A 15,954-nucleotide genomic window follows, 5' to 3' on the forward strand; every position below is an offset into this window, starting at 1 on the left:
AGGGAGGGTTTAAGTGGTAAGATAGAGGAGAATGGAGGAATGAGAATGGAAAATTTTCACGAAAACCTAGAAAAATATGCAGAGTTAGCAGTGAAAGTGGGCATCAATATTCAAAAGGGACAGGAATTAGTGATTAATGCTCCTATTCATGCGATCTCTTTTGTTAGGATTGTAACGAAGAAAGCCTATCAAGCAGGGGCTAAGCACGTTCATTTTAGATGGAGTGATGATGCTTTAACCTTAACTCGATTTACATATGCTCCTGAAGAGGCCTTTAAGGAATATCCAGAATGGGAGGCCAAGGGATTAGAAACACTGGCTCAAAGAGGGGCAGCCTTTCTTGACTTGCGGACTCCGAATCTCGATCTATTAAATGGCATTGATCCTGAAAGAGTTGCTATGGATAACAAAACAACGTCGTCGGCATTGGAAAATTACAGGGAGTATCGCATGGCGGATAAAGTGGCCTGGTCGATTCTCGCCGTACCATCTGAGGAATGGGCACAGAAATTATTCCCGAATCTGGAGACTGAAAAGGCTGTAGAGAAGCTGTGGGAAACGCTCTTTAAGATGACCCGTGCCGATCAAGAAGATCCTATCCAAGCTTGGAAAAACCATCAGCAAACATTAGATGAGAAATTGAATTATCTCAACGAGAAAAAGTATCAAAAACTTCATTATACCGCTCCTGGAACAGACCTTACGATTGAATTTCCTAAGGCCTATCAATGGGCTGGTGGAGCTGCAAACAATGCTGCAGGAACAAGCTTCTTTCCAAATATCCCCACTGAAGAGGTGTTTACTCTGCCTTTAAAAACAGGGGTGAATGGCACGGTGACAAGTACGAAGCCGTTAAATTATAGTGGGACATTAATCGAGAAACTTTCTTTGACGTTTGAAAACGGTAGAATTATCGATTTTAATGCTGAAAGTGGTTATGAGAGCTTAAAACGATTAATCGAAACCGATGAAGGTTCTCACTATTTAGGTGAAGTTGCTCTTGTTCCGCATAATTCTCCCATTTCAGAGTCGGGTCTTATCTTCTTTAACACGCTTTATGATGAAAATGCTTCCTGCCATTTAGCGATCGGGAAGGCTTATCCGAAATGTCTCGAAAATGGCGTCAACATGACGCGAGAAGAACTGGATGCCCATGGTGCAAACAAAAGCTTAACTCATGTTGACTTTATGATTGGTTCAGCTGAACTTAATATTGACGGCATTACAGCATCTGGTACAGAAGAACCCGTGTTTAGAAACGGTCTTTGGGCTTTTTAAAACGAAGAGGCTGGGTCAAAACCAGTAAATTAAAGAGTGTTACCTACCAAAAAAATTGGTGGGTAACACTCTTTTTAATTAAAAAGTATAAATTCCGTTTGTCATCGGAATTGGCAATGTTGATTTCCACTACAGAACGCTCGCTTTCCTCATGCCCACACGACTAAGGAAAACTGCTAAGAGAATAATCCTCGAAGAAAAATCGCGTTTTTACGATTTTTTGATGTGGGTAGAGTCGGCGTTGTCACAGGACGTTTTTAGCCGATCGACCTTAGTGGCCTCAGCTAACTTGGGAATGGTTTATCTGTGTGTTCCAAAGTATTTACGATTAAAAGTCAAAGTTACCTGTTCCTGCGTCTGCTCGTATCGCTTCGTCGTCAGCTTTCTCGGAACAACTCGACGTTTACTCGTGAAGTCACGCTGGTTGCTGTTCCTAAAGCTTCCCCAATACTTATACATGAACTTTTCCCTTGAAGATAGTCGTTAACAGCACTTAATTTTTGTTCCAATGTAAATTTAGCCATAAGAAAACTGCACCTCCAATTGTTAGATGGTGTCTAACAATTGGGGTGCAGTTCATTTACGCCCGGTTTTTCTTATTTATTCGGGCTAGTTATGCCCCAGCCTCTCAATTCAATTATGGATGCGTCATCCGCTGACGACTGCTGAGCGCTCATGAAAGTCGTTTAGACTTCGATATTTTTGAGAGATCGAAGACGCAGAAGCGCCATATTTTTTACTCAATGCAGATTGGGTGGTGGCATATTGGCTGGATAGATTGGCGGCCAAATATTCCAAGGCTGCTGCATAAAGTTCTGGTTTTTTCACTTGAGGAAATTCCTCTTTTACATAATGGTGCCACAGCTTGGCGACTATATCCAAGGTTTTAGGTTCTAAGGCCAAGTCGTGTTTTTCTATGAATAGAGCGTACACTTGTTTTTGCTCCTCTGTCATTGCTCCGATCGCAACACTTTTTTCTTCAAGAGGTGAAGCCTCGCGATCATTTTTCGTTGCGAGCATGAGTAAGAGAGTAGGAAAAGCGTTTTTAAATGCAATGGCCTTTTCTTGCTCTGTACCATTTGGGAAGTGAGCGGCTCTAACGGCGTCTAATTCAGCTTGAGTATATTCCTGAAGCTCGAAGTACCCGCCAAAGAACTCATACCTTTGACCGATAGCGACTAATTGCCCAATAAGTAGGCTGGAGGGTTCAGGAAGACTATCCGGTAAAAATGTAGTGTAGGTTGTCCCTGTCCATGCATCCTCAACAACCATGTTTTCTTCTTCAGTTGAAATGTTTAGGACTCTATAAGTAGAAAAGCTTGTCTCTTTCCAACCTTGCACCATTTTTTGAGCAGAAGTCCGTTTTTGTTTCTCCAAATAGAGTTCAAGATAGTGATCAAAAATGGTTTCCTTTGTTTCTGTTTGAAGAGGTTGATTAAATATTTCCCAAAGGATAAGAAAGAAACTATGATTTTTTATAAACGTGTCATCTACTTCCGCGTCGGTAAAGAAATCTCTTAACGGGGCGGAAAGCTCATTTTCATAGTTTTTTCTTGCATAATTAAAGAGATCTTGTAACACCCGCTCATACTCTTTAAAAAGAATTCTCTCCTGTCCTTTCTCAAGCGTTTCAACCTTGTTCATACAACATTTTTTATACTTTTTTCCACTGCCACAAGGGCAAGGATCATTGCGTCCGATGTTCACTTTACGTCCGCTCCTTTCTAGCAATGTTATAATAACACTAAATGCACCTTGGATTCTAGGATTTTGTAAGGAAGAGTATCGTATAGATTCCAATGTTGGAAAATACAGGAGGGTAAAGGTTGGAACAAGCGACAACACTATTAAAGAAAATCTTTGGGTATGATAGCTTTCGAGAAGGGCAAAAGGACATTATTAGCCGCGTGCTTGATCGGCAGGATACGGTGGGAATTATGCCAACAGGCGGTGGAAAGTCTTTGTGCTATCAAATTCCTGCGCTACTCTTTGACGGCCTCACATTCATCATTTCACCACTTATTTCTTTAATGAAGGATCAAGTCGACGCTCTCAGGAACGAGGGGGTTTCCGCGACTTTTATCAATAGTTCACTTTCACAAGAAGAAGTGAGACAGCGATTAAAAATGGCTGAAGAGGGTCATTATAAAATGATTTATGTAGCGCCAGAGCGTTTTGAATCGACCAGTTTTATTGATTGGCTGAAAACACTTCCGATTGAGTTAATGGCTATCGATGAGGCTCACTGTATTTCTCAGTGGGGCCATGATTTTAGACCGAGTTATCGGTTGATTAAGCAGATGCTCACACAATTGGTGCATAAACCTGTAATACTTGCCCTTACTGCAACAGCAACCCCACAAGTCACCGCTGATATTTGTCAATTGTTAGAAATTGATAGACATCATGTGGTTCAAACGGGATTTGCCCGTGACAATCTTTTCTTTCAAGTCGTTAAAGGACAAGATCAGCGAAGATTCATAAGAGAATATGTTATGAAGAATCAAGCACAATCAGGGATTATCTATGCAGCGACAAGAAAAAGAGTAGAGCAGCTTCATAGCTTTCTAAAAGACGAGGGAGTTCAGGTCGGAAAATACCACGCAGGACTGTCGGAAGAAGAACGGGCGCAACAACAGGAGGTCTTTCTTTATGATAACTTGAATGTCATGGTCGCAACCAATGCTTTTGGTATGGGAATCGATAAGTCCAATGTCCGTTATGTCATTCACTACAATATGCCTAAAAATATTGAAGCTTACTATCAAGAAGCAGGGCGTGCAGGTCGTGATGGACAAGCCAGTGAGTGTATTTTGTTGTACTCGCCTCAAGATGTCCAGATTCAAAAGTTTTTTATCGATCAATCTGATATGGAGCCTCTCTATAAACAAAGAGAGTATGAGAAGCTCCAGCAAATGATGGGCTATTGCCATACGGAAATGTGCTTGCAGACTTATATTCTCGATTATTTTGGAGATCATCAGCACTCTCAATGTGGGCATTGTGGTAACTGTTTAGATGAACGGGAAAACGTCGATATTACTAAGGAAGCCCAAATGATTCTTTCCTGTGTTAAGCGAATGAATCAGCGCTTTGGCAAGTCACTAGTTGCTCAAGTTTTAACAGGGTCAAGCAGTCAAAAGATAAAACAGTTTCGCTTTAATACACTGTCTACTTATGGCCTTATGGCGGATTATAGCCAAAAACAGGTTGGTGAGTTCATTGACTATCTCACAGCTGAAGGCTATCTTCGCGCGACTACCGGGAGCTACCCAGTATTAACTTTGACTGAACAAGGTGTAGATGTGATATTAGGACAGATAAAGGTGACAAAAAAAGAGGCCTTACGCGTTAAGCAAATCATTGTTGATAATGCGCTATTTGACCAGCTTCGCGAGCTTCGTAAACAGCTGTCGGATACTGAGCAAGTTCCCCCTTATATGATTTTCTCTGATGCGACACTTAGAGAAATGAGTGAAAAACTTCCGCAAACCGAGAGCGAATTTTTACACATAAAAGGTGTAGGTGAACAAAAATCGGCCCGTTACGGGGAGGCTTTCTTAACTTTAATTTATAAATATTGTGAAGAAAATGATGGAGAACATCGTCAGAAAGTGAAGGTTCAGGAAGTGTTGGGTTCTCCACACTCTAAGAAAAGGGAAAAATCTTATCGTTTAACCTATGAATATTACCAAAAGGGGCATGCTTTAGAGGAAATTGCGACTCTGCGAGGCCTCTCGCTGCTCACTGTTCAAAAACATCTTATTGAGGCAGGACAAAAGGGCTATGATATTGATTGGAACCAGTACATCGATCCTACATATATCCCACAACTTGCTGAAGCAGTTGAAAGACTCGGTACGGAGAAGTTAAAACCTTTAAAGGAAGCATTGCCTGAAGATATTGATTATTTTACGATTCAAGCTTATTTACAAGCGATGAACAACTAACAGGTGTATAATGATGCAATGTGTTGGATAGGTAAGTCATCAAAGATGTTAAAACAGATTGGAGTAAGAATCAAAATGGATCAAGTAAAAACAGTAAGTCAATCACGAATATTTAAATCAAGTCATGTTCTTCCCCCTGATACTAATAATCATGGGACATTATTTGGTGGAAAACTGATGGCCTATATTGATGATGTTGCTGCCTTATGTGCGCGTAAACATTCGCGTTGTAATGCCGTCACTGCATCAACGGACTCTATTGATTTTATAAAACCCGTGAAAGTGGATAATGAAGTCTGTTTAGAAGCGTTTGTAACATGGACGCACAAGACTTCAATGGAGATTTTTGTAAGGGTGCTAGCAGAAGACCTATTTAGTGGCGAAAGGATTGTTTGTGCGACATCCTTTTTAACCTTTGTTGCCATAGGAGACGATGGTCGTCCCACAGAAGTTCCGAAAATTATTCCACAAACTGAAGTTGAGAAATTTTTACACCAAACAGCGCCAGACCGTGCAAAAGTTCGTAAACAACGAAGAGTACAAAGTAAGAATTTGATTGAAAAGATTGGTTCAACATTATTATGGGAAGAAGACGTCAAAAGTAGTGAGCTCTAAAATTTATAGGCTTTATGTGGATTAATGGATATTTTTTGCTTGTTAAAAATAAGACATATTTGTGATAAGATGCTAGCTTTTTAAGGTTGATAAAGGGAGAGCTTATTTATGTCTGGAGGAGCATCATGGACGCCATTTACCAATGTCTTGTTGTCATTCACATATTTTCTGCTGTTTTGGGATTAGGTCCAGGCTTTGTCTTCTTTTATATTAAAAGGTCAGCGCACACTATAACGGAGCTTAGACATTCCTATTTCATTACCCAACGCCTTCACCGCGTGGTCATGGTCGGTGGGTTTTCACTACTGATCACCGGAATACTCATGGGAGCTTTAAACCCAGTCTTGTTTCAACAAGGATGGTACTTAGCGTGTCTTATTTTATTTTTATTAGGACTCGCTATGGGTCCTAGCATATTAGCTCCTCGAACTAAGAGAATGAAATATATATTAACCACTTGTAAAAGCGAGGAAATTCCAGAAGAGTATAAAGCGTTGGCGCAACAATTATTACGATTTGAATTATTATTGAATGCACTTTTTCTTATCATCCTTGCCTTAATGATCTTAAAGCCTTTTTAATCTATGAATAAGCGTTCGCCAGCAGCAAAAGGTGAGCAAAGGGAGAGGACACTGAAAAACTCTCTTTAAAAAGGGCTATATTCATGTGCTTTATCGCTCAGAATGGCGTGAGTGGTTGCTTTCCGCTCCTATCAAAGATGTGTGTATTCCCATTCAAATGGATAAAGAAACATGCAGAAATTCTCCTGTTGATCCGGAGCGTTTCTGCATGTTTTATAGTTAGGATGAAGGCCACTCAGTGAAGGGGGATTATGATGACTTTCAAACAACAATCATAAAGCGAATTTTCCCTATATAAGAGGCGGCGGCTTTATATAATCAATGCCCCTTATGTTTTTCAAAAAATTCAAGTACGCGTGAATAAGCTTCGATTTCATTAGACTTTTTGGAGAAGCCATGACCCTCATCTTCGAAAATGAGATATTCGACTTCAGTCCCTTGTTCTTTCAGGGCAGCGACAATTTGATCGGATTCTGCTTTAACGACACGTGGATCATTGGCGCCTTGAATAACAAGCATTGGTTTAGTCATTGTTTTTAAATAGGTCATGGGGGAATCCTTTTCTAACCTTTCTCGATCTTTTACGGGGTCGCCTAACCAGCGCTCCATAATAGGTTTCCAATGCTCAGGAACGGAGTCGATGAAAGAAAAAAGGTTGCTCGGTCCAAAGATGTCAACGCAGGCACGGAAATACTCAGGATGACGCCCGGCGAGAAGGAGTGTCATATAGCCAGCCGCCATAGCTTCCGCCAAAGAGGAACAATTTATCGCGGTTAGTTATCCCTTGTTCAAATAACCATTCAATGCCAGCGACGCAATCTAAACGCGGACCTTCCCCCCAATCGCCTTCAACAAGTTTGGTAAAACTCGAACCATAGCCGGTGCTTCCACGGAAATTGGGTGCAAATAGATTGTACCCTTGTCCCAAAAGAAACTGAAACGCCCCTCTAAAAGATTTCCTTTCGGCAGCTTGAGGACCACCATGAGGCCAAAAAATAGTGTATCCATTGGCCACGTCAGCGTTCGCTCGAAATAAGAGGGCTTCAATAGATGTATTATCATAGGAAGGATAAGTCACAACGTCAGGGTCAACTAATTGGTCTTGTGAGAGACCAGGTACACGATTATTAGTTAAGGCTGTCCATCCTCTATTGTCTCCTCTAGTATAAAGATTGAAAGACTGTGTTGCACTTCTTCCTAGGACGTAAAGGTTTCCGCTTTGGGCCACAAGAAGTTGTTGAACGGTTTCTATAGGTAAAGCGATCTTTTCATAGGTGTCTTCTTTTAAAGAATAAGCAAATAAGGCATCACAAACGCCCTTTTCAGTCACAATGTAAGCCGTTTCGGTTTCTTTATGCCATTTTAATGAGCGCATATCTTCCTTTGCGAGTTTCAGAAGTGGTGTAAAGGCTTGATTTTCAATATCAAAGCGGGCGAGATAAGAAAATTCTTCACCAAAATTAGTAAGGAAAAGGAGGGTGTTATCGTCTACAAACGTTAAATCAAAGACGGTGTGGGCCACGTTTTCATCGGGTGTTACGCTAATAAACGCATCGCCTGCTTGGACATAGCCTAGGATATAAGTATTGGCAAACATCTTTAAATAAGCAAACGCTTTTTCAGTTGGACTGATACTTTCTAAATAGGTAGGCGCCTCTTCACCTTTCAATAAAAGCTTGTCTTCTCGTGTGTCAATATGGTAGAGGCGAGTATCAAAATAATGTGGGTTGTCTTTACTGGAGTTGTAATAGAGACGGTTACCATCCTTAGAAAGCGCTGCAAAAAAATATTTTTCCTGTTTTTCACCTGTTATTAAAGGGAGGGGGACGCCGCCTTCAGGTCTTAAAGCATAGATTTGAAAATTCTCATCTCCATCATTGTCAAATGCGGTAAGTAAAAAACGACCTTCGGGATCCATCTTTACAAACTGACTCTCTCGATCGTTAAAGGTTAACGGATAGGGAGAAAGCTGAGGTAGGTCCATGGCCCAAAGGTTAAATTTCCCGTTAATATTACTGCTAAATACAAGCTGAGTTTCTTTTTCATTCACCGTAAAATGTGAGATAGTGTATGTCCTCAAAAATTGTTCAAGATCAGGTTTCGGAAACACAATACCCATCAAAAAACCTCCTTTAGTCTATCCTTTTATCTCTATAATTCTTGATAGTGGCGAGAGATACCTCTAATAATTTAAAATAAATCCCTATGGACAGGATTTCAAAGCAGAAATTTTTTACACGGCTGAAATTGCATCATGTGTTGCTATGGATATAGATTGCAACTTAAATCTGCTAATTTTTCACTTGCGCGCTCCTGATTAATATAGTACTAAACACCCGCTTTGGCAGAATACTCCGCTTTCCGTGGGCACGGCTTCTGCCCCCTCACGGACACCCCACCCAACCGGTGTCCCCGAAAAAACGCTTTCTATTTTTTGGGGTGGTCTAAGGGTCTTCAGACACGTGCTATTCCTACTTTGAGTCTCCGTATTCTGCCTACGCTAGGTAAGAATATTCGCTAGGTGATGGATAGCAATATATATTAAATTCCTAAAAAAAGAAAGCCCCTTGATTGGGACTTCCCTTGTGATTCAAGTGTTTATTTTTTATAGCGTAGATACCAAGCTTTATAGTCTAATCCTTTAGCGGTTGATTCTTCTTCGCCCTCAATGGAATTTGCGTTAAGACTTGGAGGTACAATAACAGGGTCACCCGGTTTCCAATCAGCTGGTGTTGTGTGACCAGACGCGTCAGTGGTTTGTAAGGAGTCAACCACACGGAGTATTTCAGGAATGCTACGCCCAGCACTTGCAGGGTAATAAATCATAGCACGAAGAATGCCTTTGTCATCAATAATGAAGACGGAACGCACGGTTGCTGTGGCTGAATATCCTGGATGAAGCATACCATAGGCTCTTGAAACCTTCGTATCAAGGTCAGCAATGACTGGGAATTTGACCTTGGTATCAAAGATCTTTTCAATATCACGAATCCACGCAAGGTGAGAAGGGACACTGTCTACTGACAAGCCAATAAGTTGCACATTGCGTTTTTCAAACTCAGAAGCGGCTGTTGCAAAACTACCAAATTCAGTTGTGCAAACAGGTGTGAAATCAGAAGGGTGTGAGAAAAGAACCACGTATTGCCCTCTATAATCACTCAATTTAAGGGGACCTTGAGTTGTTTGTGCTTCAAAATCTGGAGCCGGCTCGTTTAAAAGCGGTAAGGATACTTTTACTTCTGTTTCTGCCATGATTGGCACCTCCAAAAAAATAATATACTATTCCTATAGAAAGACTAGGAATTTATGTAATAAGAACTTATCTGTATTATGCAACAAAACGTATGATTTTTCAATCGATTTACTATTATTTTTTTATTAAAATGACAAAACCTTGAAGATCAAGGGCATTCAATGCTAGATTTATAGGTCAAAGTGATGATTCAAGTCGGTGTTTTAAGAGGTGTTTCTTCTTACATTCTTTGAGTTTTAAAAAAACAGCCCACGACGGAGCTGTTTTTTCATATCGTATAGCTTTTCGAAACACCGTGATAAGGACAATGTTGATTTTCGCCTTTAAGTAAGGCTTGGCAACAAGCCAAGTTTTCTAATCTTTTATGACTTTTCCTTTGCCCTCAAAGAGTCTTAATTGATCATTTTCATAGCCAATAGTATAAGTAACACTGTAATTCACTGTTTGTTTGTTGCCATCATCGGTTTGTTCAAGCGCTGAGAGTCTAATCGTCACCGTTGCCTTTTTCCCATCTGAAGAGAGACTGCTTTTAAGATCTTCAATGGATGCTTGTAAAGTGGGTAAGTAGCCTTTCCGAAATTTATCGTAGCTGACTTTGTTTTGCCAATCGCTTCCTAGTAATGTATAGGCTGCAACGTAATCATGACTATTGAGACTCTCATAAAAATAGTTTACGAGATTTTCTGCATCACTTTTTAAAGCTTCGCCTTCTTCAACATCATTAGCTGAACTTCCAGTTCCGTTGATGCCATCAATAGATTGAGGACTCTTTGACCATGAGTGGACTTGGTCAATAACCTCAGATATTGGAATACTAAATGCGATGTTCCCCTCATCCATTCCAGCAGAATTGATAGCGAGGACTTTTCCTGTCTCTTTATTAATGAGCGGACCACCGCTGTTTCCATGGGTGATGGGGGCTGAAATTTGATACACATGATCATAAGAAAAGGGATCAATGGTAAATTGACGATCGGTTCCGCTTATGATGCCTGTGGTGACGGTATTTTGAAAGCCCAAGGGACTACCGAGGGCAATGACTTCATCCCCAACATCAGCCTTCCCTTTAGTGTCAATAGGGAGGGGAGTCATGCCGGCCATTTTGTCTACGCGAACGACAGCAACATCCGTTTTATCCCCAATTCCGATGACCTTTCCAACATAGGTTTGCGCATCAGAGGTTTTTATCGTTACAGTTTTGGCGCCTTGAACAACATGGGCATTCGTTATAATATCACCTTTTGAGTTGTAAAGAAATCCCGACCCGATAACTTGGCTATCAACTAGTTCGACTTGAATTTGCACAACAGCCTTCTCACTATCATAAATAATCGTTTTTAACGTTTTTTTCTTCGGTTGAGCGTCAGGTGTTGTCTTGTCTATCTTGACTATTGCTGAGGCTTTAACGACCTTATATTGCTCAAAATGCTTATGGATAAAAAAGTAACCTATAGCACCAAAAAGAAGGAGGAGGACAGAGGTGACAATAGCGAGAATAAAATGTTTATTTTTCATGTGTGTCCCTCCTTAATTATCGACGTACCAAGTAAATCCGGTGACCTTCAGTTTCAAATCTTTATTTACTGCCATATGAGTATATTCAAATTGGGCCTCTTCTCCGGGATTTACGGTATCTGGTGTCGCATAGACTTCGTTTGATTTGAATTTTTTTCCGTCTTGATCTGTTAACGTATAGGCGACCTTAATCATGGTGATGGGGACAGTTGCATCACTTTTCACTTTTCCACTTACGACAAGGTCACCATATTCATTGAGTTTTGCTTTAGCACTGACCAGTTGAACGGCATCATTTTTATTATGCTGACGCTCTTTCTCGGCAGCGGCCATGGCTTGTTGAATACGCTCTTCTTGTGCAGATTCAAATGAATCTTGGGCGTTTTTGATTGTATCTTGTAAATCTAAGAGTTTTTTATTGTTTTTATCATAGTTTAAACCATCAGTCACCGCTTGTAGGGCTTCTGAAAATTGATTCTGTTGCAACAGATTACTCGCTTTGGTATAGGCTAACTCAACGATTTGTTTGAGAATCTCATCGGCGATTTGATGGGCTTCAGGAACATCAAGTGCTTTAGCTTGTTCTAAGATAGAGGATAATTCATCAATGGTTTTTTTACTCTTCATTTCGAGTCGTAGTTTTTGTACCATCGTGTTGACACGTTTATTTGAAATAGCTTCTTTCAAATTATTAACAATATCTCCTTTATATCCCTTAAGTTTTTGCTCGGACTCATCTAATGTTGTTAAGGCTTTGGCGTAGTCTTTCTTTTTATTGAAGGCATCAACCTGATCAAAGTCCTTTTGAATGGATAGACCTAGAGTCACGACTGTTTTATCTAGATTCGCTTCAGCGAAATTCCGGCGTTTTTTTGTCGCTTGCTCAAAAGCTTGATAGGCTTCCTGATAATCGCCTTTTTTAGCGAGTGTTTCTCCTTTTTGGAAGGAAGCGATCGCAGCGGCTGTCTTTGATTGCTCATAAAGCATGCAGCCTGTTAAAGTACCAGCAATAAGTAAAAATATAAATAAAGGCATCAGCCACCACCAGCCATACCTCTTTTTGGGTGTATGATCGCGAACCACTCGATGTCCACAGTTAGGACAGAAGAGCGTATCCTCCTCCATAGGTGACTCGCAATGTGGGCAAAGCATAGTTATTCATCCTTCCTATCAAACAATCTACTTAATAGTTTGCCATAAGTAAGAGAGAATGAGAATAGGTAAGAGGAAATAATATCGATCAATAGTAGAGAGGGAGGTGAGTCTAAAAGAAAGTGAAGTACAACATACGATGTAAGCCCCTTGGGGCAAAAGGAATATCATCAAAAAAGTATGGAAGGACTACCTCTTTTTATTTTGAGGTAAATAATGGGAAAAGGACAAAAAGGTTGGGAGGTGCGCTCCTAAGCGTTGGAGAAAAAGAGATTCTACTTTAAATCCCGAATAAATGGCGAAGGACAGCAATGCTGCTCATTTTAACAAAGAAAGGAAAAGGACAGCTAGACAATAAACGATGTTGGCATGGGGAAGACAAATCATATGAATTGAGTTAAACAAGGGAGAATAGTGGGTATAAAAAGGGAGCACATGACCAAAGAAAATGTAAAAATGTCCATAAGTGTGTGAAATTTTATATATTGACCGTTTACCGAGACAAGCATGTTAAAGTAAAGGTGTTGATCACATAATGTTACTACCCCCCCTTGAGAGGGTGTCCCTAAAGTCTAACTGCTTTTGAGGATACCCCTCTTTTTTTTATGCATATCAAAGAAAAAGACCACCTGTGGGTAGAGCATCAAAAGTTAACGTTTGGTTGATGTAACTTTTGCGCCTAACACATTGGTGGTCTTTTTAATTTCAGCAAAATTAGTCTTTATCTTTTAGAGCGGATTTAAGAGCTTCCGCTAATGGATTGATGTTTTCTTCTTTTTTCTTATATTTGTTTAAAAGTTTGCGCTCATCGCGCTTGGATACAGCTTTCTTTTTATCTTCTGCTTTTTCGACAAGATTACAAGGGCGGCATTGAAAATAGAGGCCAGCTTTCCCCTTGTGAATTTCCATCTTTTTGTGACATTGCGGACAACGGCGATTGGAAAGCTTCGGATCTTTCCGGCGACGATAGCTACATGTTTGGCTTGAACAGACGAGGATTTTACCCTCTTTTCCTTTTATCTCTTTCAAAAGTTCACCGCACTCGGGGCATTTTGAACCTGTTAAATTGTGTGCCCGATAGGATTGTTCACTCGCTTTAACTTCAGAGACAAGGGCTGCCGCCTTTTTTCTTATATTCGACTTAAACGTTCTAGAATCACCTTTTCCACGAGCAATTTCCTCTAGTTGCTTCTCCCAACGCGCAGTTAACTCTGGTGACTTTAATTCATTGTTGACGAGCTCAATGAGTTGCTTCCCTTTAGCGGTAGGAAGAAGACGCCCATTCTGGCGATCTACTGACTGAGATTGCAGCAGCTTTTCGATAATATCAGCCCGAGTAGCCGGAGTTCCTAAGCCGTATTTTTCCATTCTATGCAGTAAATCAGCTTCGCTGAATCTTTGCGGTGGCTCTGTCAATTTCTGCTCGCTCGTCATCGCTTTGACACTTAGCGTTTGCCCTTCTTGCAGCGAAAGGTTTGAGCTGGGGCTAGCTTCTTCTTTTCCTGTCACTCGCTTGAAACCCGGATCAATGACAACCGTCGACTTTGAAACAAAGGTTTCGCCAGCAACATCCATGATCACTTTAAGGCTTTCAAAGCGATGGACTGGATAAAAGAGTGTGAGAAAGCGCCGGACAATAAGATCATATAATTTCCGCTCATCAGAAGATAAATCACCAAGGTAAAGTGGTTCTTCTGTCGGGATAATCGCGTGATGGTCTGTGACCTTGGCATCATTAAAGACTTTTTTGGCCAGAACTTTTCCTTTAGCTTTCAGAGCGGGTTGAACCTCTATTTTATAACCAGAAGCAATAGCTTTAAGGCGATCACTCATTGTGGATTCCATATCTTTTGTTAAATAGCGGGAATCTGTTCGAGGGTAGGTGACGATTTTATAGTGTTCATACAAATTTTGTAATGTGTTCAAGGTTTTTTTTGCTGAAAAGCCAAAACGGCGATTAGCATCTTGTTGTAATTCCGTGAGATCGTAGGGCAAAGGTTGTGTTTCACTTTTTTCTTTTCTCTCAATGTGCTTAACGGTTGCTGATGCGCCTTTTCCCTTATTGACAATTTGTTTGGCATTATCTTCATGAAAAATGCGCCCTTCACCCTTATCTTCCCAAACGGCAGTCACTGGACCAAGAGTCGCCGTAACCTTCCAATATTTTTGGGGTTTAAAGCCTTGGATCTTTTTCTCTTGATCAATAATCATCGCTAAGGTTGGGGTTTGCACACGTCCAGCAGAGAGAGGATCGTTATACTTGGTTGTCAACGCTCTTGTGACATTTAATCCGATCATCCAATCCGCTTCCGCTCGGCAAACTGCGGATTCATATAAGGCTTCATAATCCTTCGCGGGCTTTAATTGTTTAAAGCCATCACGGATAGCCCGATCGGTTTGTGATGAAATCCAGAGACGCTTGAGTCCTTTTTTCCAATGCGCTTTTTCAATGATCCAACGGGCGACCAGTTCTCCTTCGCGTCCGGCATCGGTAGCAATGATTACCTCGTTAACATCATTGCGCTTCATGAGCTGTTCAATGGCTCTATATTGAGGACTTGTCTTGCGAATGACTTTTAGTCCCATATGTTTTGGAAGAATGGGGAGATCCTCCATTCGCCATGTTTTATATTGCTTATCATAGTCTTCAGGCATTTTTAACTCGATCAAGTGGCCGAGCGCCCATGTGACGATATAGTGCTTCCCTTCAATATAGTTATTATGTTTTTGAGTGCAACCAAGAACGCGGGCAATTTCACGAGCAACGCTTGGTTTTTCTGCTAAAACAAGTGATTTCATTATAAACTCCTTCCAAGTTGTTGCTTTAAACAAGTCTGTTTCTCTATGCTAGTCTAAGTATAGCCCAACTTGGAAGAAGAATGAAGAAAAGCGCGTGAAAATCTAAAAATGAGGACAGATGGAACTTAGCTTCATTAGGGAGAGGATGGAGGCATATCTTTTGATAAAAGGGCATTTAAAATGGACCAATTTTCTTCCATTACTTTCACGGCTTGCTTTTCATTCCTATCCGCTATAGCATCGATAATTTCCTGGTGTTGATCGACGGAAAGAAGACTATCAATCGATTGGAATTTCACAAGCTCGACTCTTTGAATTTTAGGGGTCATAAGCTCTAAGCACGAAATAATTTCTGGATTGTTAGCGGCATTTAGAATGACTTGGTGGAAGGCGCTATCAGCGTCTATAGCACCTCGGGCATCCTTGTTCTTTATGCACAGTAGGAGCTGTTGATTGAAGTCCTGCATGGCTTTAAGATTGTCGCTAGTCATAACAGGTAGCGCAAGTCGAGTTGCGAGAGTATGTAATGTGCCGAGAACTTGTAAAATATGCTGACTTTCTTCTTCTTTTATAAGGGTTACCCGTGTAATTGCGCCGGGAAAGGTTTCGATAAGGCCTTCATCTTCTAAACGTTTTAATGCTTCGCGAACAGGGGTGCGACTGACCTCAAATTGTTCAGCAATCACTTGATCACGCAGGACTTCTCCTGGCTTAAGCTCAAGATTAATAATGGCCCTTTTTAAAACAGAATAAATATGTTCTCTAAGTGAGACCCGTTTGACAGGTTTTATCCATTGATTTTTCATAAAAC

Annotated in this window: 11 protein-coding genes and 1 pseudogene; 4 read left to right on the forward strand and 8 right to left on the reverse strand. The window is 40.7% G+C overall.

The window, feature by feature from the left end:
• The first annotated feature begins 45 nt into the window (after positions 1–45).
• Positions 46–1,278: an aminopeptidase gene (locus tag IEV91_RS00725; protein ID WP_188495055.1), complete on the forward strand. Its 1,233-nt coding sequence runs from the start codon at positions 46–48 to the stop codon at positions 1,276–1,278.
• Positions 1,279–1,655: 377 nt separating this feature from the next.
• On the opposite strand, the gene IEV91_RS00730 is transcribed toward IEV91_RS00725, so the two are convergent.
• Positions 1,656–1,802: a transposase gene (locus IEV91_RS00730; RefSeq protein WP_188495056.1), complete on the reverse strand. Its 147-nt coding sequence runs from the start codon at positions 1,800–1,802 to the stop codon at positions 1,656–1,658.
• A 124-nt stretch (positions 1,803–1,926) separates the two neighbouring features.
• Entirely contained in the window at positions 1,927–2,985 is a 1,059-nt protein-coding gene (locus IEV91_RS21565) for a YecA family protein (protein WP_204871237.1), read from the reverse strand.
• Between the two features lie 119 nt (positions 2,986–3,104).
• Here IEV91_RS21565 and recQ point away from each other — a divergent pair, with 119 nt between their 5' ends.
• The 3 genes from recQ to IEV91_RS00750 all read left to right on the forward strand — a co-directional run bounded on the left by recQ (position 3,105) and on the right by IEV91_RS00750 (position 6,424).
• Positions 3,105–5,228 (forward strand): DNA helicase RecQ, encoded by a 2,124-nt coding sequence (gene recQ / locus IEV91_RS00740; protein WP_188495058.1) that lies wholly within the window; start codon positions 3,105–3,107, stop codon positions 5,226–5,228.
• Positions 5,229–5,303: 75 nt separating this feature from the next.
• A complete protein-coding gene (locus IEV91_RS00745) occupies positions 5,304–5,843 on the forward strand; it encodes an acyl-CoA thioesterase (RefSeq protein ID WP_188495060.1) in 540 nt (179 codons plus the stop codon).
• Positions 5,844–5,968: 125 nt separating this feature from the next.
• Complete coding sequence (locus tag IEV91_RS00750) at positions 5,969–6,424, forward strand: DUF2269 family protein (RefSeq protein WP_188495062.1); 456 nt, start codon at positions 5,969–5,971, stop codon at positions 6,422–6,424.
• 318 nt (positions 6,425–6,742) lie between these two features.
• Here IEV91_RS00750 and IEV91_RS00755 read toward each other — a convergent pair.
• The 6 genes and pseudogenes from IEV91_RS00755 to IEV91_RS00780 all read right to left on the reverse strand — a co-directional run bounded on the left by IEV91_RS00755 (position 6,743) and on the right by IEV91_RS00780 (position 15,949).
• Positions 6,743–8,543 (reverse strand): annotated as a pseudogene (locus IEV91_RS00755) (S9 family peptidase).
• A gap of 479 nt (positions 8,544–9,022) precedes the next feature.
• Positions 9,023–9,676: a peroxiredoxin gene (locus tag IEV91_RS00760; RefSeq protein WP_188495065.1), complete on the reverse strand. Its 654-nt coding sequence runs from the start codon at positions 9,674–9,676 to the stop codon at positions 9,023–9,025.
• Positions 9,677–10,031: 355 nt separating this feature from the next.
• Positions 10,032–11,192: a S1C family serine protease gene (locus IEV91_RS00765; protein ID WP_188495067.1), complete on the reverse strand. Its 1,161-nt coding sequence runs from the start codon at positions 11,190–11,192 to the stop codon at positions 10,032–10,034.
• A 12-nt stretch (positions 11,193–11,204) separates the two neighbouring features.
• The gene (locus tag IEV91_RS00770; RefSeq protein WP_188495069.1) at positions 11,205–12,344 is read right to left on the reverse strand and encodes a zinc ribbon domain-containing protein; all 1,140 of its coding nucleotides are present in this window, start codon (positions 12,342–12,344) and stop codon (positions 11,205–11,207) included.
• 714 nt (positions 12,345–13,058) lie between these two features.
• Positions 13,059–15,143, reverse strand: coding sequence for a DNA topoisomerase III (locus IEV91_RS00775; RefSeq protein ID WP_188495071.1), 2,085 nt, complete (start codon positions 15,141–15,143; stop codon positions 13,059–13,061).
• A 134-nt stretch (positions 15,144–15,277) separates the two neighbouring features.
• Entirely contained in the window at positions 15,278–15,949 is a 672-nt protein-coding gene (locus tag IEV91_RS00780; RefSeq protein WP_188495073.1) for a GntR family transcriptional regulator, read from the reverse strand.
• Positions 15,950–15,954 lie beyond the last annotated feature (5 nt).

Source organism: Pullulanibacillus pueri (assembly GCF_014639255.1).
Taxonomy (GTDB): Bacteria; Bacillota; Bacilli; order Bacillales; family Sporolactobacillaceae; genus Pullulanibacillus; species Pullulanibacillus pueri.